The 18,026-nt window shown below is 71.6% G+C and carries 16 protein-coding genes; 11 read left to right on the plus strand and 5 right to left on the minus strand.

All coding sequences use genetic code 11. From position 1 onward, the window contains the following. Positions 1 to 38: 38 nt before the first annotated feature. From E7742_RS06335 to E7742_RS06345, 3 genes are all read left to right on the plus strand, one after another. Positions 39 to 620 carry a hypothetical protein gene (locus E7742_RS06335; protein ID WP_137801059.1) on the plus strand — a complete coding sequence of 194 codons (582 nt, stop codon included), beginning with the start codon at positions 39 to 41 and terminating at the stop codon, positions 618 to 620. Between the two features lie 95 nt (positions 621 to 715). Beyond that, complete coding sequence (locus E7742_RS06340) at positions 716 to 3,319, plus strand: helix-turn-helix transcriptional regulator (protein ID WP_137798182.1); 2,604 nt, start codon at positions 716 to 718, stop codon at positions 3,317 to 3,319. Positions 3,320 to 3,419: 100 nt separating this feature from the next. After that, positions 3,420 to 4,424 (plus strand): malate dehydrogenase, encoded by a 1,005-nt coding sequence (locus E7742_RS06345; RefSeq protein ID WP_137798183.1) that lies wholly within the window; start codon positions 3,420 to 3,422, stop codon positions 4,422 to 4,424. Between the two features lie 25 nt (positions 4,425 to 4,449). On the opposite strand, the gene E7742_RS06350 is transcribed toward E7742_RS06345, so the two are convergent. The 3 genes from E7742_RS06350 to E7742_RS06360 all read right to left on the minus strand — a co-directional run bounded on the left by E7742_RS06350 (position 4,450) and on the right by E7742_RS06360 (position 6,839). Then, entirely contained in the window at positions 4,450 to 5,736 is a 1,287-nt protein-coding gene (locus E7742_RS06350; RefSeq protein ID WP_137798184.1) for a hypothetical protein, read from the minus strand. After that, entirely contained in the window at positions 5,733 to 6,062 is a 330-nt protein-coding gene (locus E7742_RS06355; protein WP_137798185.1) for a type VII secretion target, read from the minus strand. Before E7742_RS06355 ends, E7742_RS06350 begins: the two co-directional genes overlap by 4 nt. A 78-nt stretch (positions 6,063 to 6,140) precedes the next feature. Beyond that, positions 6,141 to 6,839: a TetR/AcrR family transcriptional regulator gene (locus tag E7742_RS06360; RefSeq protein WP_137798186.1), complete on the minus strand. Its 699-nt coding sequence runs from the start codon at positions 6,837 to 6,839 to the stop codon at positions 6,141 to 6,143. 241 nt (positions 6,840 to 7,080) lie between these two features. On the opposite strand from E7742_RS06360, the gene E7742_RS06365 reads away from it, so the two are divergent. The 7 genes from E7742_RS06365 (at position 7,081) to E7742_RS23855 (ending at position 15,223) form a co-directional block, all read left to right on the plus strand. Next, positions 7,081 to 8,607: an amino acid permease gene (locus E7742_RS06365; RefSeq protein ID WP_137798187.1), complete on the plus strand. Its 1,527-nt coding sequence runs from the start codon at positions 7,081 to 7,083 to the stop codon at positions 8,605 to 8,607. Position 8,608: 1 nt separating this feature from the next. Then, positions 8,609 to 9,487, plus strand: coding sequence for an urea amidolyase associated protein UAAP1 (locus tag E7742_RS06370; RefSeq protein ID WP_254699174.1), 879 nt, complete (start codon positions 8,609 to 8,611; stop codon positions 9,485 to 9,487). Next, positions 9,484 to 10,149 carry an urea amidolyase associated protein UAAP2 gene (locus E7742_RS06375; RefSeq protein ID WP_137798188.1) on the plus strand — a complete coding sequence of 222 codons (666 nt, stop codon included), beginning with the start codon at positions 9,484 to 9,486 and terminating at the stop codon, positions 10,147 to 10,149. The genes E7742_RS06370 and E7742_RS06375 overlap by 4 nt, the downstream gene beginning before the upstream one ends. Continuing rightward, positions 10,146 to 12,131 (plus strand): 5-oxoprolinase/urea amidolyase family protein, encoded by a 1,986-nt coding sequence (locus E7742_RS06380; protein ID WP_137798189.1) that lies wholly within the window; start codon positions 10,146 to 10,148, stop codon positions 12,129 to 12,131. Before E7742_RS06375 ends, E7742_RS06380 begins: the two co-directional genes overlap by 4 nt. A gap of 142 nt (positions 12,132 to 12,273) precedes the next feature. After that, positions 12,274 to 13,758: an MFS transporter gene (locus tag E7742_RS06385; protein WP_254699175.1), complete on the plus strand. Its 1,485-nt coding sequence runs from the start codon at positions 12,274 to 12,276 to the stop codon at positions 13,756 to 13,758. Positions 13,759 to 13,772: 14 nt separating this feature from the next. Beyond that, on the plus strand, positions 13,773 to 14,330 hold the full coding sequence (locus E7742_RS06390) for a TetR/AcrR family transcriptional regulator (RefSeq protein ID WP_254699176.1): 558 nt from the start codon (positions 13,773 to 13,775) through the stop codon (positions 14,328 to 14,330). 245 nt (positions 14,331 to 14,575) lie between these two features. Then, positions 14,576 to 15,223: a M23 family metallopeptidase gene (locus E7742_RS23855; RefSeq protein WP_137798191.1), complete on the plus strand. Its 648-nt coding sequence runs from the start codon at positions 14,576 to 14,578 to the stop codon at positions 15,221 to 15,223. Positions 15,224 to 15,298: 75 nt separating this feature from the next. Here E7742_RS23855 and E7742_RS06400 read toward each other — a convergent pair whose 3' ends face one another. Further along, complete coding sequence (locus E7742_RS06400) at positions 15,299 to 15,664, minus strand: RidA family protein (RefSeq protein WP_137798192.1); 366 nt, start codon at positions 15,662 to 15,664, stop codon at positions 15,299 to 15,301. A gap of 107 nt (positions 15,665 to 15,771) precedes the next feature. Here E7742_RS06400 and E7742_RS06405 point away from each other — a divergent pair, with 107 nt between their 5' ends. Continuing rightward, positions 15,772 to 16,794 carry an Rv2578c family radical SAM protein gene (locus tag E7742_RS06405; RefSeq protein ID WP_137798193.1) on the plus strand — a complete coding sequence of 341 codons (1,023 nt, stop codon included), beginning with the start codon at positions 15,772 to 15,774 and terminating at the stop codon, positions 16,792 to 16,794. An 18-nt stretch (positions 16,795 to 16,812) separates the two neighbouring features. Here E7742_RS06405 and E7742_RS06410 read toward each other — a convergent pair whose 3' ends face one another. After that, entirely contained in the window at positions 16,813 to 17,964 is a 1,152-nt protein-coding gene (locus tag E7742_RS06410; protein ID WP_137798194.1) for an acetyl-CoA C-acetyltransferase, read from the minus strand. Positions 17,965 to 18,026 lie beyond the last annotated feature (62 nt).

The raw sequence follows: 18,026 nt of genomic DNA on the forward strand, positions 1-18,026 counted from the left end.
GCGGCCAGGAGTATGCCCTCGACCTGATCCCGGCGTCGATGCTGGCGCCGCGCATGCGGCGAGTAGCGGTCGTCTCGATCCTGATCGGGGTCGTGGCCGGTGTCGTGGTGGCGTTGTTCGCGTCGCCGCTGGTCGCCCTGGCGGTCGGCGCCGTCGTCGGCCTGCCCACCGCGGTGTCCGCGTTGTTGGCGACGCGTCGGCGGATCTGGCTGGACGGCAACGTTCTTCACGCCTCCAATGGGGTGCGCCATCGCCGCGTCGAGGTGGCGCAGGCGGTGACGGTGGAGTTCTTCGTGCGGTACGCGCGGATCAGTCAGGTCGCCGTCCGGATCGGGGACGGCCGTGCGTCGCAGACCGTCCCGCTGGCGCTCTACGCGGCGGACGGCGGCCGCGAACTCGACGTCCTGGCCCTGCGCAAGCTCGCCGACGCACTGTCGTCGAGCGAACTGGCGCCCGCGGCCGCGGCGGCGTCGGTGCTGATCGGCCAGTTGCGGGCCGAGGCCCGCGGGGCCGGGCTCGAGGAACGCCCGCTGTACCGGGCTGTCGGACTGATCCGGGACGCGGGGCGGGTTCCGCAGACCACGCTCACCGACCAGGAGGTCGCGACGCTCGCCGACTGACGGCGACGGTCCCGATCGTCGGTGGTGCGCGGTCGCGGCCTGCGGGTTCGGCTGATCGCTTCGCACTGTCGGCGCAGAGGATTATCGTTCGAAGCATGGTCGGTCTCTGGCCCGTCCTCGATCGCCGCTCGGTGGTCCGGGGCGCAGAGGAACTGCTCCGCGACGGCACCTCGTGCGGGGTGGTGCTGGTCGGCACCGCCGGGGTGGGCAAGACGACGACGGCACGCGAATTGGTGGGTTCGCTCACCGGCGACGCCCGCTGGATCGTCGGGACCGAATCCACGCAGAACATCCCGCTCGGTGCTTTCGCGCCGCACCTGGCCCGTACGACGTCGCGTGATCCGGTCGTCGCGCTGCGGGCGGTGCGGGACGTGCTCGCCGAGGACGGTCTGGCCCCCGACGGCGGGGTGGGGATCGTCGGTGTCGACGACGCGCACCTGCTCGACGAGTTCTCGGCGGGCCTCGTGCACCAGCTGGCGGTCGGGCGCGACGCCCGACTGGTGGTGACTGTGCGCAGCGGCGCCCCGGTGCCGGGGGCGATCGAGGCCCTGTGGAAGGACGGCCTGCTCACGCCGTTCGTCGTCCCGCCCTTCACGCGCGAGGAGATGGACCAGGAACTGGCGACGGTGCTGGGTGCTCCCGTCGAGCGGTTCAGCGCCGACGCGATCTGGGAGGAGTCGGAAGGGAACCCGTTGTTCCTGCGGCACCTGGTGGAGAGCGCGCTCGACGGCGGCACACTGCGGAAGTCCGGTGGCGTGTGGCAGCTGCGGGGTCGGCCCGGTGTCTCCCCGGCGCTCGCGTCGTTGCTGGAGTCCCGCTTCGCCCGCACCCCTCAGGACGCGCTCGACGTCGTCGACTACCTGGCCTTCTGCGAGCCGCTCGAGCTCGAGGTGCTCAGCGAACTCGTGGGCCGCCGCTCCATCGAGGAGGCCGAGCGTATGGACCTGGTGCGGGTCCGCGACGTGGGGCACGCCCACGTCGTTCGGCTGGCGCATCCGCTCTTCGGTGAGGTGATCCGCGACCGCGCCGGCGTCCTGGCCGCGCAGCGGATCAAACGCCGCCTCGTCGAGGTGCTGCGCGAATCGCCGGATCCGGGTGTGGTGACGTCGATGCGGATCGCGGAACTGGCGATGGAATCGGGGGTCCAGCCGGACCCGGAGTTGCTGGTGCGCGGCGCCGAGGATGCGATCGCGATGTGCAGCCTCGAGCAGGGCGCCCGGCTCGCGACTGCGGCGGTGCGGCTCGGTGCCGGCTTCGACGCCTCCTTCGCGCTCGGTCGGGCGCTGATGTGGCAGGGCATGGGAAACGAGGCCGAGGAGGTGTTCGCGGCCGTCGACCCCGATCGGTTGTGCGAGTACGACGTCGCCCGGTGGTTGCTGACCCGGGTGGCCAGTCTGTACCTCGAGGCGGGGCGTCCGAGCGACGCGGTCGAGTTGTTCGAGAAGGAACGCGGTCGCATCACCGATCCGGTCCTGAAGGTGTCGGTGGTCGCGCTGGACGCGGTGCTGCACCTGTACGACTGCCGGCCCGAACGGGCGATCGCGCTGGCCCGCGAGGTGGAGGCGGCGCCCGAGGCGCACCCGTGGGCGCGGGCGAGCGGTGTCTTCGCCGGCGTCGCGGCCCTCACCGTGTCCGGGCGCGGGTTCGAGGTCGGGGCGCTCGCCTCGTCCGCGTGGGAGGCGATCTCGCACGGGGACGGCCTGCTCCGCTTCCACATCGGCTACTTCGAGGTGCAGGCGCTCACGCTGGTGGGCCGCCTCGGTGCCGCCCGGGCCACCGCGGCACGGTACCGGGAACTCGCTGCCGGACAACCCAACAGCGCGGCCCTCGCGGACGTCGCCTCCGGGGTGGTGGAACTGACGAGCGGGCGGCTCGACGAGGCCGCCGCGCATCTCACCGAAGCGCTGGCCGTTCTCGACCGTGCGACGCGGTCGGAGTGGATGCTGTTGGCGGCGGTCAGCCTGTGCCAGGTGCGGGCGGCGCAGGGACGACCGGAGGACGCGGCCGCGGCGCTCGGGATCGCGGAGCGGCACGCCGGGCCGGAACTCGCCTTCTTCGACCCGCTGATCGACATCGCTCGCGCCTGGGTCGCGGGCGCGGAGGGGGAGGTGTCGGCGGCAGCGCACGCCGCCCGGCGCGGCGCCGAGGCGGCGGCAGCGTCCGGACAGTTCGCGATCGAGGTTCTCGCCCTGGATGTCGCGACGACGTTCGGCGACTACTCGACCGTCGCCCGGCTCGGTGAACTGGCGAGCGTGGTCGACGGCCCGTTCGGGAAGGTCGCGGCCGCCCGGGCGCGGGCACTGGCCAAGGCGGACGGTCCGGCGCTCGAGGCACTGGCCGGCGACTTCGAACGCGTGGGCGCACTGCTCGCGGCCGCCGACATGTACGCGCAGGCCGCGACCGCCTACTCCCGCGCCAACGACCGGCGCGGCGAGCTCGCGGCGGCCGGGAACGCGCACTGGCTGGCCTCGCGGTGCGACGGCGCCACCACTCCGGCCCTCGCGAAGGCCGCCCGGCCGCTCCCGCTCACCGACCGGGAGCGGGAGGTCGCGGTGCTGGTGGGACGCGGCCTGTCGAACAAGGACATCGCCCGCCGGCTCGTGCTGTCGGTGCGTACCGTCGAGGGACACATCTACCGGGCGTGCGAGAAACTCGCGCTCAGTCACCGCAGCGACCTGGCCAAACTCGTGCAGGTGTGACGCGCGACACGTCGAAGTGTCCGGATGCGGTGTGACGTACCTCCTTCTCCCACCGCGAGTTTCGTGACTACCGTGGGTACTCCCGATGCGAGGAGGCGGTATGGGTACTGCAGCTGTCGACAGAGCGCCGGTCACGGTCACCGTGACGGGAGCTTCGGGTCAGATCGCCTACGGTCTGCTCTTCCGGATCGCGGCGGGTGACATGCTCGGCCCCGACACGCCGATTCGGTTACGGCTGTTGGAGATTCCGTCCGCGGTCCGGTCCGCGGAGGGAGTCGCCATGGAGCTCGACGACGGTGCGTTCCCGCTGCTGGACGGCATCGAGATCAGCGACGATCCGGCGGTGGGCTTCGCCGGCTCGGAGATCGCGATCCTCGTCGGAGCGCGCCCGCGCACGCAGGGCATGGAACGCTCGGACCTGCTGGCGGCGAACGGCGCCATCTTCTCCGAGCAGGGCCGCGCCCTGCAGTCCGGTGCCGCGGAGAGCGTCAAGGTGCTGGTCGTCGGCAATCCGGCCAACACCAACGCGCTGATCGCGATGAACAACGCGCCCGATGTCCCGCGGACGGCGTTCTCGGCGCTCACCCGGCTCGATCACAACCGGGCGATCGCGCAGCTCGCCCACAAGACCGGCGAGCCCGCCGCCGACATCAGCCGAATGACCATCTGGGGCAACCACTCCGCCACGCAATATCCCGATCTGAGCCACGCGGTCGTGGGCAACAAGTCGGCCGAGGACGCGGTGTCGGATCGGGAGTGGATCGAAACCGACTTCATTCCCACTGTCCAGCAGCGAGGGACCGCGATCATCGCGGCCCGCGGCTCGTCGTCGGCGGCCTCCGCGGCGAGCGCGGCAATCGACCACGTGCGCGACTGGGTCCGTGGTACCCCCGCGAACGACTGGGTGTCGATGGCCGTGTGTTCCGACGGCTCCTACGGCGTTCCGGAAGGACTGATCAGCTCGTTCCCCGTCACGTGCGGCGACGGGGGCTACCGCATCGTCCCGGATCTCGACATCGACGCGTTCTCCCGCGCGCGCATCGACCGGTCGGTCGCGGAGCTCGCGGAGGAACGTGAGGCGGTGCGGGCGCTCGGCCTGATCTGACCGAGCCCCCGCGCCCGAACGGGCGTCAGTCCTCGAACGCGAGATCGTCCGGGTCGACGCCACCGAGGACGGCGGGCGCGACCAGGGGGAGTTCGCCGACCACCGTGTTGTGCGGCCCGGCGTCGACCAGGAAACTCGGCGCCGAGCGATCGACGGTGTCGTCGTAGCCGGGCCGGGCCGTCGGCGACATCATCCCGGGCCCCCCGAGTCCACCGCCCGGTGGGGTCGCCGCGGCGGTACCCCCCGCGGACCGGGAGCCCTGTGTCCCGGGCCCGGCCGCGTCGGCCGACAGCTGCGCAGCGGACGGGCCCGTGCCACGGGTGCCCGCGGGGGGACCGCCGACCGCGCCGAGCCAGCCGGTACCGGCGGACGCCGCAGATGCCGCAGATGCCGCCGTGGGCGACGCACCGGCGGCGGCCGGGCGGGTGGACCACTCGCTGCCGGGTCCCGCCGCCACCCCGGCGGTGTGCGTCTGGGCGGGCGCGTCCCCGGCTCCGGGCTCGGTGAACGGCCGGCCCACGGCCTCGAGCAGCGACGCTGCGATCGTGATCGGTGACGGGCCGCCGCCGGCAGCCAGACCCGGCGCCGGCACCGGGGCCGGGGGCACCGGGATCGCGGTCCCGAGTGTGGCCATCGCGGCCTGGTGCCCCGCGAGTTCGGCGCGCGTCTCGGCCACCACCGACAGTGCGCGCTGCAGGTGATCGGCGGCCGCGGCGATGATCATCGTCTGTCCGGGCGGCGTCAGCGCCACCGGTGCGGCCGCGGCCGCGGTCGCCACGAACGACTCGGCGACCGCGACGAGCTCGGCGTTGCCGCGGGCCACCGTGCCGGCGGCCTCCTGCGTTACCGCGGCGATCTCGTTGCCGCGCACGCTGAGTTGCTCGCCTGCGGCCTGTGTCCGGCCACCCTGCTCCTGGGCAGCGGTCGCGGCTCCGCCGTCCCACACGCCGTCGAGCGCGCGCAATCCGGACGCGCCCATCGACAGGGCGGTGTCGAGGACGGAGGACGACTGCCGCAGCAGCGCGGTCGGGTCGAGACTCCCGAACGTTCCGGTGCCGAACGCGGCCGCCAGATCCGAGATGGGGCGCAGCAGGTCGTCCACCCCGGGCAGAGGGGGCAACTGCGGCAGCGCCGGCAGGGCACCGGCGGCCATGTCGGTGAACGGTGTGTCCAGCCACGGGCCCAGCGGCGACGCCTCGAGCGCCTCCAGCGGAGTGCGAGGAACCGGCATGTCCAGGACCGGGCCCGCCGGGGACGCCTGCAGTACGTCCAGCACGGTCGGCTGCTCGGGCTGCGTGTTCGCCGTCGTCACGCGTCGTCTCCCAGTGTCGTCCCGGCGGCGCCGAGCACCGTTCCGGTGGTCTGGTCGGCGTGCTCGTACGCCGCGGCGATCGCGTGCGCGACGGTGCCGGTTCCGGCGAAGACGTTCGCCAGTGCGGCGACCGAAGCGGCGTGCGTGGCCTGCGTGGTGGCGTACGTCGCCAGGAAGTCGGCGCCGATCACGCCGAACACCGGCGCCAGCGCGGCGGCGTTCGCCGCGATGTCCGCCCCCTCGGTGGCGGCGATATGCGCCGCGGCCCCGGACGCGACGTCGCCGTATGCCCGAATTTCGTCGGGTACAGCAGAAAACCCGTTCAAGATGACCCCCCAGTCGTCGAAGTCGGATGCCCGATTTCGGGAGTCACTGTAACCGACGGGCGGCGCGGCGAGCACGGCTCAGTCGTCGGCCTGTGGACAACTCTCGGCGAGCCCGGCCAGGAGGGCGTCTGCGGCAGCGGAGACGGCGTCGACCGGACCGTCCCACCCGAGGGTGCGGAGGGCGGCGGTCGCGACCGTGTGTGGCGTGACGGCGGACCCGGTCCGATGCGCCGCCGCGTCGGACCGCGCACTGATGGTCGCCTCGACGAGCCGGAACGGCAGGTCGGCGGTGCCGGGACCGCAGTCCCGGCCACCGATCGCCGCCAGCGCATCGCGCGCGAATGCGGTGTACGTCGCCATCAGCCGGTCCCGCAGGGACCGGAACTCGGCGAACCGGTCGGTGGTCACCTCGGGCAACAGGTAGAGCGCACCGAGGTTCCATCGGGACCCGGCGAGCTGGCCGGCGTCGAAGAGGGCCAGCGCGTACACCCGCACGACGGGATCGCCGCAGTGCGCGCGGATCCGTCCGGCCTGCTCCACGGGGCCCGCGACGGTCCCGAGCAGCAGTGCGGCCAGGATGTCGTCCTTGGTGGAGAAGTGGTGGTACATCGATGCCTGCCGGATGCCGACCGCGTCCGCGATCATCCGCGTCGAGGTGCCGGTGAATCCCCGGGTGGTGAACAGTTCGGCCGCGGCGTCGAGAATCTCGTCGCGCGCGGTCGCCCCCGGCCGGGTGCGGGTTCTCAGGCGCGGTCTGCCGGCGCCGGTCGTCGTCATGCCTCCATCCTTACAGGAAAGCGGCGCAGCATGTTTCGACGTCGCGACCTGGGCTGTGAGCGTCCGGTCACGTGTGCGTAACCGTCGACACGAGTCTGCAACGGGATCCGGCCGTTCGGACCCACGATCGCAACCTCGGCGACATCGCACGCGTCATCGCGCCCCGAAAACTGTCGAGTGACAGAAACCGGTACCCGGAGCTTTCCGGGGAGGTGACGCCCCGTCTCTCGTAGGAGGGTTCATGACAGCCGCCGTCGCCGCAGCGTCGAACGACCGGGGTGATCTGGCCGAGTTCGGCTACGAACAGCAGCTGCACCGTTCCCTCGGCAAGTTCGGGTCCTTCGCGGCCGGCTTCTCGTTCGTCTCGATCCTCACCACGATCTTCCAATTGTTCGGGCTGGGATTCGGATTCGCGGGCCCGGCCTTCTTCTGGACCTGGCCCGTCGTCTTCCTCGGTCAGTTCATGGTGGCGCTGTGTTTCGCGGAACTGGCCGCCCGCTACCCGATCTCGGGCGCGATCTACCAGTGGTCCCGGCGGCTCGGCGGCGAGATCGTCGGGTGGTTCGCCGGCTGGTTCATGATCGTCGCGCAGGTCGTCACCGCGGCGGCCGCGGCGATCGCACTGCAGGTGGTGCTACCGGCGGTCTGGAGCGGGTGCCAGGTGGTCGGGGACGATCCCGCCCTGACGTCGGCGAGCGGTGCCGCCAACGCGGTCCTGCTCGGATCGATCCTTTTGGTGCTGACGACGATCATCAACTGCGTCGGCGTGAACTGGATGTCACGGCTCAACAGCATCGGTGTGACCTGCGAGATCGTCGGTGTCGTCGCGGTGATCGGCATGTTCCTCACCCACGCGCAGCGCGGGCCGGACGTGGTGTTCGACACCGGCGGCGCGCAGTCGGGGTACGGCTGGGCCTGGATCGTGTCGGGCCTGATGGCCGCGTACGTCATGGTCGGCTTCGGTTCGGCCGGTGAGCTGGCCGAGGAGACGCACAACCCGCGCCGGGTCGCACCGCGCACCATCCGACTGGCGCTGTCGGTGTCCGCGCTCGGCGGCGGACTGATGATCGTCGGAGCGCTCATGGCGGCCCCGAGTCTCACCGACGGGCGACTGGCCACCGAGGGCCTGCCGTACGTGCTGACCTCGATCCTCAGCTCGCCGTGGGGGACGTTGCTGCTGGTCGACGTGGCGATCGCGGTGTTCGTGTGCACGCTCGCGATCCAGACCGCGGCGTCGCGGCTGATGTTCTCGATGGCGCGTGACGGCCGGTTGCCGGCCAGTGCCGTGCTCGCCCGGGTCAACCCCCGCACCGGCACGCCGATCGCGCCCAGCGTCCTCGTCGGAGTGCTGTGCATCGCGGTGCTGGCCGTCAACGTCGGCAACTCCGCGATCTTCGCGACGCTCTCGAGCGTATGCATCGTGCTGATCTACCTCGCGTACCTCATGGTGACCGTCCCGATGCTCGTCCGGCGCCTGTCCGGCCGGCCGCTCGGTGGCCCGGAGGTGGACACCGACGGCCGAAAGCTGTTCTCGCTCGGCGTCTTCGGGATACCGGTCAACGTGGCCGCGGTCGCCTACGGCGCGCTCATGGTCGTCAACCTGTCCTGGCCGCGCGCCGAGATCTTCGATCCCACGGGGGAGTACCCGATCCTCCGGTGGGCCGCGCCGCTCGCGGTGCTCGCCGTGGTGCTCGTCGGCGCCGCCTGTTGTTCCCCGCGCGGCGCCGCCCGCGCAACCGTTTCCCGTCCCGTCCCGATCGGAGCCTGAAGTGACCACCATCGACCACGACCGTCCGACCGCCACGTCCACCACGGCCAGCGCCCGCGCGCACGCTCGGGCCCAGGAGGGGACGATCGCCGCCGCGATGCCGGTGGTCCCCGCCGCCGCCTGGCCCGCTCCGCCCGAGGGCGTCGCCGCCGATCGCCTCGTGTGGGCCGAGACGGTGCCCGGGGGGCGGTACGCGACCAAGGTGCTGGGCCGCGGAACCCGCGTGCGCCTGCGTGACCTCGATGGCCGCGCGTGCGCACACGTGCTGTTGCACCGCGCCGACGCGCCGTGGGAGCGGCTGAACGTCGCCGACACCGTGAAGGTCCCGTGGCAGGCGTACGTCGGTGCGGGTCACCCGCTGCTGTCGGATGCGGGGCGGGTACTCGCCACCGTCGTCGCCGACACCTCCGGGCACCACGACGCGCTGTGCGGCACCACCTCCGCGTCCATGAACGGCGCGAAGTACGGTGCGGGCGAGCTGCATTCGTCCTCGCCCGCCGGGCGCGAGCTGTTCACGGTCGCCGCGGCCAAACACGGGCTGGGGCCGCGCGACCTACCGCCGTCGCTGTCGTTCTTCCACGGCGTGCGCGTCGCTCCGGACGGCGCGCTCGTCTCCACCGGGACCGCCGGCGCGGACACGTACGTCGACCTGCTGCTGCACCTGCCGGTGATCGTGTCGATCGCCAACACCGCCCACCCGCTCGACCCGTCCCCGGAGTTCGCGACGACCGCGCTCGAGATCCTCGCCTGGTCCGCCCCCGAGGACCTCGACGCCCTCCCGAACGACGACCCCGAATACCGCCGCGCCGTACTCAACACCGAGGACGCCTGGACCGCGCGCCGCGGCGCCGCACCGCTCGACGGAAAGGATGCACGATGACCGCCCTGCTGCCCGCACCCCACGACCTCGCCCTGATCCCGGGAGAGATCCTGCTCGACGAGACCGTCGCCCCCCGCGGACCGTGGTCCGCAGTCGTGGCCGCCGGCGACGTCCTGACCGTCGTCGACCTGCACGGTAACCAGGCGGTCGACACCCTGATCTACGCCGCCTCCGACCACTCCCGGCGCTACTCGGCGGCGGCCACGGTCGTCGCGCAGCGCAACCTCTTCCTCACCGCCGGCAGCGTCCTGCGCGCCGACGACGGGACCCCGCTGATGACGATCGTCGCCGACGAGGTCGGCAATCACGACACCGTCGGCGGTGCGTGCTCGCAGGAGTCGAACACCCTGCGCTACGGGCACCACACCAAGCACCAGCACGCGTGCGTCGAGAACTTCCTCGTCGAGGGCGCCCGGTGGGGGCTGGGCAAACGCGACCTGGTCTCCAACATCAACTTCTTCATGAACGTCCCGGTGGACCCCGACGGTGCGCTCGGCATCGTCGACGGCCTGTCCGCGCCCGGCAAGCGCCTGGCCCTGCGCGCCGAAGTCGACGCGCTCGTCCTCGTCTCCAACTGCCCACAGATCAACAACCCGTGCAACGGGTTCGACCCGACCGCGGTCCGCATGATCGTGACCCGGCCGCAGGAGGTGCGCGCATGACCGCCAAGTGCACGGTGCTGCGGCCCGGGATGGCCACCACGGTCCAGGACTACCCGGGCCGCACGGGCTACTGGCAGATCGGGGTGCCGCCGTCCGGCCCGATGGACGACCTGTCGCTGCGGCTCGGCAACCTCGCCGTCGGAAACTCGGAGGGCGCACCCGGTTTCGAGGCGCTGATGGGCGGGCCGGCACTCCGGTTCGACGAGCCCACCCACGTGTGCGTCACCGGCGCTCCGACACGCGTCACGGTCGACGGCGCGGTGGTACCGCAGTGGCGGCCGGTGCTCGTGCCCGCCGGGGGAGTGCTGGACGTCGGCACTGTCGCCGGGCCGGGGCTGCGTGTCTACGTCCTGATCGCCGGCGGGATCGACGTCCCCGAATTCCTCGGGGCCGCAGCGACGTTCACGCTCGGCCGGTTCGGCGGCCTGGACGGGCGGACGCTACGCGAGGGCGACGTCCTGGCGCTCGGGGACGCGCCGACGTCCGCGCCGGTCGCCGTCCCGTCCGACGCCGTCCCGGCCCTGTCGGAGCGCTGGGAGCTCGCGGTCACCGAGGGCCCGCACGGTGCCCCCGAGTTCTTCACCCGCGAAGACATCGACACGCTGTATCGCACCGACTACGAGGTGCACTTCAACTCCGACCGGACGGGCGTGCGGTTGATCGGCCCCCAGCCGGACTGGGCGCGACCGGACGGCGGGGAGGCGGGCCTGCATCCGTCGAACATCCACGACAACGCGTATTCGATCGGTGCCCTGGACTTCACCGGTGACACCCCGATCCTGCTGGGCCCCGACGGCCCCAGCCTGGGCGGCTTCGTGTGCCCGGTGACGGTCGTGGCGGCCGACCGGTGGAAGCTCGGACAGCTCGCGCCCGGCAACACGGTGCGGTTCGTGCCGGTGCGATCCACGCACGCGGCGTCCCGGCGGGAGCTGGGCCCGGGCCGACGCGCAGCGCTGCCCGCCGTGCTCTCGACCGGCGGCGACGGCGATGACGGCGTGCTGGCCCGGCGCGACGGCGACACGGCGGTGACGTACCGCCGCTCGGGTGACGACAACGTCCTGGTCGAGTACGGCGAGATGACCCTCGATCTGGGTCTGCGCGCCCGGGTGCACGCGCTGCACCAGCACCTCGACGCCCACCGCCCCGCCGGGCTGCTGGACCTCACGCCGGGGATCCGGTCGCTGCAGGTCCGCGTCGACCCCGATGTCCTGCCGGTGCCGGCGCTGCTGGGGCTGCTCGCGGAGGCCGAGGAGCAGATCCCCGCCGCGAACGAACTGGTGGTGCCGAGCCGGACCGTGCGGATGCCGTTGTCGTGGGACGACCCGGCCACCCGCGAGGCCATCGCCCGGTACATGCACGGCGTGCGCGCGGACGCGCCGTGGTGCCCGTGGAACATCGAGTTCATCCGCCGGATGAACGGCCTCGATTCGGTGAACGACGTCTTCGACACCGTGTTCGGCGCCGAGTACATGGTGCTCGGGCTGGGCGACGTGTACCTCGGGGCGCCGGTGGCGACTCCGCTCGATCCGCGACACCGACTGGTCACCACCAAGTACAACCCGGCCCGGACCTGGACTCCGGAGAACGCGGTCGGCATCGGCGGCGCCTACCTGTGCATCTACGGCATGGAAGGCCCGGGCGGTTACCAGTTCGTCGGGCGCACCACGCAGGTGTGGAACCACCGGCACCCGGGCTCGGCGGCCCCGTTCGAGGAGGGGACGCCGTGGCTGCTGCGCTTCTTCGACCGGATCTCCTGGTACCCCGTGGATCCGGACGAGTTGCTGGACCTGCGGGCCGACCTGGCCGCCGGGCGGGGACCGGGCGGCATCGAGATCGTGGACGGGAGTTTCTCGCTGGCCCAGCACCAGCGCTTCCTCGCCGACAACGCTGCGCCGATCGAGGCCTTCCGCGCGACGCAGGCGGTCGCGTTCGCCGACGAGCGCCACCGGTGGGCCGCCGCGGGCGAATTCGCGCGCCGCTGACGTCGGGCCTCCCTGTGGCCGGGAGGGAGATTTGCCAGCCGGGGGTGAATGGGTGTTCACTCGGTGGTGAACGTCCATTCACCGAGGTTGTCCCGGTGGTCCCCGTGGCCGCCGACGCTTCCGCCCGTTCGGAGATGATCCATTGGCAGCACGACCCGTCACCGCTCCGCCTCGACCGGCGCAGGCCACGCCGCGCCGGTCGAGTGCGCTGATCACCGCGGTGCTCTGTCTCTGCGGAACCCTGGTGTCGCTGCAGCAGACACTCGTGGTGCCGTTGCTCCCGGATCTGCGGCACATCCTGGGCGTGAGCGCCGACAATGCGTTCTGGCTGGTCACCGTGACGCTCCTGACGGCCGCGGTGGCCACTCCGATCGTCTCGCGCCTGGCCGACATGGTCGGCAAGAAGCGAATGATGCTCGTGGCGATGACGACCATGGTCAGCGGCTCGCTGCTGGCCGCGGTGGGGGGCACGTTCGTCACGGTGCTCGTCGGGCGCGGCATGCAGGGCTTCGCGTCGTCGCTCATCGCGGTCGGCATCGGAATCCTGCGGGACGAGTTGCCGCGGGAGAAGGTGCCCGCGGCCACGGCGCTGATGAGCGCGACGCTCGGCATGGGCAGCGCGTTGGGGCTGCCGCTCGCCGGCGTCATCTATCCGCACCTGGGATGGCACGCGGTGTTCTGGATCTCGGCGGCCGCCGGTGCCGTCATGCTCACCGCGGTCGCGGTGGTGGTGCCCGAATCCGAGGTGCGCTCGCCGGGACGCTTCGACATCCTCGGTGCGCTCATCCTGTCGATCGCACTGACCGGCCTGCTCCTGGGCATCTCCAAGGGCGGCGCGTGGGGGTGGAGCAGCGGCCGCACCCTCGGCTGCTTCGTGCTCGCGGCGGTGGTGCTCGCGATCTGGGTTCCCTACCAGCTGCGCGTGACCGATCCCATGGTCAACCTGCGGACCTCGGCGCGGCGCCCCGTCCTGCTCACCAACACGGCGTCGATGATCGTCGGTTTCGCGATGTTCGCGAACATGCTCGCCACCACCCAGCAGTTACAGATGCCGGAGGGGACGGGCTACGGGTTCGGGCTCAGCGTGCTGACCGCCGGGCTGTGCATGGTCCCGGCAGGCCTGTCGATGGTGGTCTTCTCGCCGCTCTCCGCGAAGATCACCACGCGCTTCGGCGCGCGGGTCACGCTCATCACCGGCGCGCTCATCCTCGCCGTGGCCTACGTCGTGCGCTTCACCTTCAACGGATCGATCGCGCTCATCGTGCTGGGTGCGATGGTGGTGAACATCGGAACCGCGATCACGTACTCGGCCATGCCGATTCTCATCATGCAGTCCGTGCCCGTCACCGAGACCGCGGCCTCCAACGGGCTCAACTCGCTCCTGCGCTCGATCGGCACGTCCACCTCCAGTGCGGTGGTCACGGCGCTGTTGACCGCGATGACGGTGGACATCGCCGGCGTCCACCTGCCGACGCTCGACGCGTTCCGCGCGGTGTTCGCGGTCGCCGGGTGCATGGCGCTGCTCGCCGCGGCGGTGGCGTGGTTCATTCCCCGCATGCCGCGGACCGTCCGGACGGCCACCGTCGTCGAGGCGTCCGCCGGGGCGCAGGCCGAGACGGCGTCGTGAGCGGAGCCGGATCGATGAGTGGAACGTCCACGCGTGACAACGTCCTCGCGGCGGCCCGCCGGTTGTTCGCCGAGCGGGGTTACACGGCGACCACGATCAAGGACGTCGCCGAACTGGCGGGCTGCTCGCCCGCGATGGTGATGAAGATGATGGGCAGCAAGGCCGAGCTCTACAAGGCGGCCGCGCCCACACTGCCGTCGGCCGCGGACGACCCGCACTTCCACGAGGACGAGGCGCCCGGATACCGGTTGGTGCGCAACATCGTGCAGCGCCGCGACGGCGACGAGTCCGAGCCGTGGGTGATGATGCCGCTGCTGATCCACGAGGCGCCGGACCGCGCGTCCGCCGAGGCCGACGCGCGCGACCGCTACATCCGCGGAATCTCCGCCAAGATCGGCGACACGTCGGCGGACAAGCTGCCCACGCAGATGGTGGTGGCGGCACTCCTCGGACTCGCCGGCGGGATTCGCACGGTCGGATTGCTGCCGACCGACGCGATCGACTCGGAGGAGCTGATCCGCCGCTACGGCGCCGTGGTGCAGGCGATCATCGACGGGGCGGTCGCGCCGTAGCCGCGCGGCTCCACGCCCGTCTCGCCCAGCTCGCCCAAACTGCGAACAAGTACCGGGGTGTGCCGATATCGTCCTCTCCCAGGGCACGACGTCGGGTTCGTCCCGAAGGCCTGCCCCGGCCGCCGGACCGGTACCCGGAGAGGCCGGAACGTCGCGTTCGAGTTGCGCGCATGCCCGGAATGTGGAAGTTGTATCGGTCGCGGCTATTTCCGATTTTGATCTGACGTTTGACGAGAGGGTGTGGGATGGCGGGTTCGAGATGGCGTGGCGGTGTTCGGCGCATGGTGGCCGGCGTCGTGGCAGCGGCCGGGTTGACGGCCGGCCTGGCGATCGCGACCGGTCCGACGGCGTCGGCGCAGCCCGCGCTTCCGCCGTTGCCGATCGGGTCGGCCGAGGTCACGGACTTCCTCAACCAGGCGACCTCGGTCGTCGGAAACGTCGCCGGTGCGATCCAGAGCTTCCAGAGCATGGACTTCGGCTCCAGCTCGGGTCTGCCGCTCGGCAGCCTCGGCCTCGGCGGTGTCGGGCGGCCGGCGGCCGGTCCGGTGTCGCAGCACTTCGGGGGCGGCCACTACGGCATCGACATCGCCGCACCGATGGGCGCTCCGATCCTCGCCGCCGCCGACGGTGTCGTGATCAACTCCGGGCCGGCATCCGGGTTCGGGTTGTGGATCCGGATCCGGCACAACGACGGCACCGTCACCACCTACGGGCACAACGACGTCAACTTCGTCTCCGTCGGTCAGCGGGTGTCGGTGGGTCAGCGGATCGGCAACGTCGGTAACCGCGGCAACTCCACCGGCCCGCACCTGCACTTCGAGGTGGACCTGCCCGGCGGCATCAAGGCCGACCCCATTCCGTGGCTCGCCGCGCGCGGCGTGTTCATGTTCTGATCCGGGCGACCACGCCGTCCACGGCGCGGGCCGGCCCCGAGTGGTGCTCGGGGAACGGCCCGCGGCACGGCGTACTCAGTCGGTGACGACGGCGTCGGCCTCGATCTCGATCAACAGTTCGGAGTCGATGAGCGCGCTCACCTCGAGAATCGTGGTGGCGGGACGGATCTCCCCGAACACCTCACCGTGAGCGAGGGCTGCCTCCTCCCACTTCGACATGTCGCGCAGGTACATCCGCGTGCGGATGACGTCGGAGAGGGAGGCGCCCGCCTCGCTCAGCGACGCGGCGATCGTCGTCAGGGCGCCGCGCGTCTGCTCCTCGAGGGTCGCCCCGGGCGCGGTGGTGCCGGACACGGCGATCTGGTTGCCGATCCGGACGGCGCGCGAGTAGCCGATCCGGGGCTCCCACTCGGAGCCGGACGAGATGTTCTTTCGGGTCATTCCGCAGATTCTGTCAGGCGGATCCGGGGGAGTCGCCGCCGCACCGTTCGAACACGATTTCGATCGAGTTGTTGACATGCGTTCGCACGCGTGTTCGACTGACCTGCATGAGGTGGCAGGGACAGACGCTCGAGGCCAACGACGGCGCGCTCCCCGGGCTCGAACGGGCGGGGCTGATGCGCAGCGTCCGGACTCCCGAGTTCGACGGGGTGACGTTCCACGAGGTGCTGTGCAAGAGCGCCCTCAACAAGGTCCTGGAAGAATCGGCGATGCCGTTCCGGTTCACCGTGAACGCGTACCGCGGCTGCACCCACGCCTGCCGGTACTGTTTCGCCCGGCCCACGCACGAGTACCTGGACCTCGACTCGGGCCGGGACTTCGACACCCAGGTGGTCGTCAAGATGAACGTCGCCGCCGTGCTGCGCAAGGAGCTCGCGCGCCGGTCGTGGAAGCGGGAGCACGTCGCGCTCGGCACCAACACCGACCCGTATCAGCGTGCCGAGGGTCGCTACCGGCTGATGCCGGCCATCATCGGCGCCCTCACCGAGTCGCGGACGCCGTTCTCGATCCTGACCAAGGGCACGCTGCTGCACCGGGACCTGCCGATCCTGCGGCAGGCCGCGGAGCGGGTGCCCGTCGGGATCGGGATCTCGCTCGCGATCCACGACGCCGAGCTGCAGAAGGCCGTTGAGCCGGGGACCCCGACGCCCCGGGCCCGCCTGGACCTCATCCGGGCGGTCACCGACGCCGGGCTGCCGTGCAACGTCATGGTGGCGCCCGTGATGCCGTACCTGACCGATTCGACGGCGCACCTCGACGGGCTGCTGTCGGCGATCGCCGACGCCGGCGCCACCGGTGTGACCATCATGCCGATGCACCTGCGGGGCAGCACCCGCGGGTGGTTCCTCAACTGGCTGGCGTCCGAGCATCCGGCGCTGGTACGCCGCTACCGGCAGCTCTACGGCCGTGGCGCGTACGTCACCCCCGAGTACAAGACCTGGCTGAAGGCCCGCGTCGACCCGATGGTCGAGAAGTACGGCCTGGGCGGGCGATCGGAACATCGGCGGACGGCCGCGGGGGAGCGCGAACTCGTCGGGGCCGGGGCGGCCCCGGACCCGACGCTGTTCTGAGTCCGCTGCCGCCGGCGTTCAGCCCAGACGCTCGACGATGAGCACGTTCGCGGTCCCGCCGCCCTCGCACATGGTCTGCAGGCCGTACCGCCCGCCGACGCGCTCGAGTTCGTTGAGCAGGGTCGCGAACAGTTTGGTGCCGGTCGCGCCGAGAGGGTGACCGAGCGCGATGCCGCCGCCGTTGACGTTGACCCGCGCCGGGTCGGCGCCCGTCTCGGCGAGCCACGACAGCACCACGGACGCGAACGCCTCGTTGATCTCGACGGCGTCGAAGTCGTCGATGCTCATACCGGTTTTGCGCAGTGCGTACTCGGTCGCCGGGATGGGCGCGCTGAGCATGAGGATCGGGTCGGCGCCGCGCACGCTCATGTGATGGATGCGGGCCCGCGGGACCAGCCCGTGCGCCCGGACCGCCGCTCCCGAGGCGACGAGCACCCCGCTGGCGCCGTCGGAGATCTGGCTCGCGAGCGCGGCCGTCAGTCGGCCGCCCGGCCGGAGTGGCTGCAGCCGGGCCATCGCGTCGAGGCTCGTCTCGCGGGGGCACTCGTCGGTCGTGACGTCGCCGACCGCCACGATCTCGCGGGCGAACCGGCCCTCCGCGGCGGCGGTGTGGGCCCGTTCGTGGCTGCGCAGCGCCCATCGCTCCATGTCCTCGCGGCTGATGCCCCACTTCTCGGCGATCAGTTCGGCGCCGTGGAACTGCGACACCTCCTCGTCGCCGTAGCGCCGGCGCCACCCGATCGATCCCGAGAACGGGTCCTCGAAGCCGAATTCGCGCCCGGCCGTCATCGCCGCCGAGATCGGAATCCTGCTCATGCTCTGCACGCCGCCGGCCAGGATGAGGTCGGCCGTCCCGCTCATCACCGCCTGGGCCGCGAAATGCAGTGCCTGCTGGCTCGATCCGCACTGCCGGTCGACGGTCGTCCCCGGCACCTCCTCGGGCATCCCCGCCGCGAGCCAGGCGCTGCGCGCGATGTTGCCGGCCTGTCCGCCGATCGCGTCGACGCACCCGAGGACGACGTCGTCCACGGCCGCCGGGTCGAGGTCCGTGCGGGCCATCGCGGAACGGATCAGCGTGGCGCCCAGATCGATCGGGTGGATCGACGCGAGGGCGCCGTTCCTCCTGCCGACCGACGTGCGGACCGCGTCGATGATGTACGCCTCGCTCATGAGCGATACTCCTTCGCTAAACAGTTAGATATTTGATCTATACGCTCTTCTCGGTCGGACGT

This window comes from Rhodococcus sp. SGAir0479 (assembly GCF_005484805.1).
In the GTDB taxonomy this organism is placed as follows: domain Bacteria; phylum Actinomycetota; class Actinomycetes; order Mycobacteriales; family Mycobacteriaceae; genus Prescottella.

Excerpts from the sequence above, each read along its gene's own strand:
- E7742_RS06335 (WP_137801059.1), top strand. The coding sequence starts at position 39 with ATGCTGGCGCCGCGCATGCGGCGAGTAGCGGTCGTCTCGATCCTGATC.
- E7742_RS06340 (WP_137798182.1), top strand. The coding sequence starts at position 716 with ATGGTCGGTCTCTGGCCCGTCCTCGATCGCCGCTCGGTGGTCCGGGGC.
- E7742_RS06345 (WP_137798183.1), top strand. The coding sequence starts at position 3,420 with ATGGGTACTGCAGCTGTCGACAGAGCGCCGGTCACGGTCACCGTGACG.
- E7742_RS06360 (WP_137798186.1), bottom strand. The coding sequence starts at position 6,839 with ATGACGACGACCGGCGCCGGCAGACCGCGCCTGAGAACCCGCACCCGG.
- E7742_RS06365 (WP_137798187.1), top strand. The coding sequence starts at position 7,081 with ATGACAGCCGCCGTCGCCGCAGCGTCGAACGACCGGGGTGATCTGGCC.
- E7742_RS06375 (WP_137798188.1), top strand. The coding sequence starts at position 9,484 with ATGACCGCCCTGCTGCCCGCACCCCACGACCTCGCCCTGATCCCGGGA.
- E7742_RS06380 (WP_137798189.1), top strand. The coding sequence starts at position 10,146 with ATGACCGCCAAGTGCACGGTGCTGCGGCCCGGGATGGCCACCACGGTC.
- E7742_RS06390 (WP_254699176.1), top strand. The coding sequence starts at position 13,773 with ATGAGTGGAACGTCCACGCGTGACAACGTCCTCGCGGCGGCCCGCCGG.
- E7742_RS23855 (WP_137798191.1), top strand. The coding sequence starts at position 14,576 with ATGGCGGGTTCGAGATGGCGTGGCGGTGTTCGGCGCATGGTGGCCGGC.
- E7742_RS06400 (WP_137798192.1), bottom strand. The coding sequence starts at position 15,664 with ATGACCCGAAAGAACATCTCGTCCGGCTCCGAGTGGGAGCCCCGGATC.
- E7742_RS06405 (WP_137798193.1), top strand. The coding sequence starts at position 15,772 with ATGAGGTGGCAGGGACAGACGCTCGAGGCCAACGACGGCGCGCTCCCC.
- E7742_RS06410 (WP_137798194.1), bottom strand. The coding sequence starts at position 17,964 with ATGAGCGAGGCGTACATCATCGACGCGGTCCGCACGTCGGTCGGCAGG.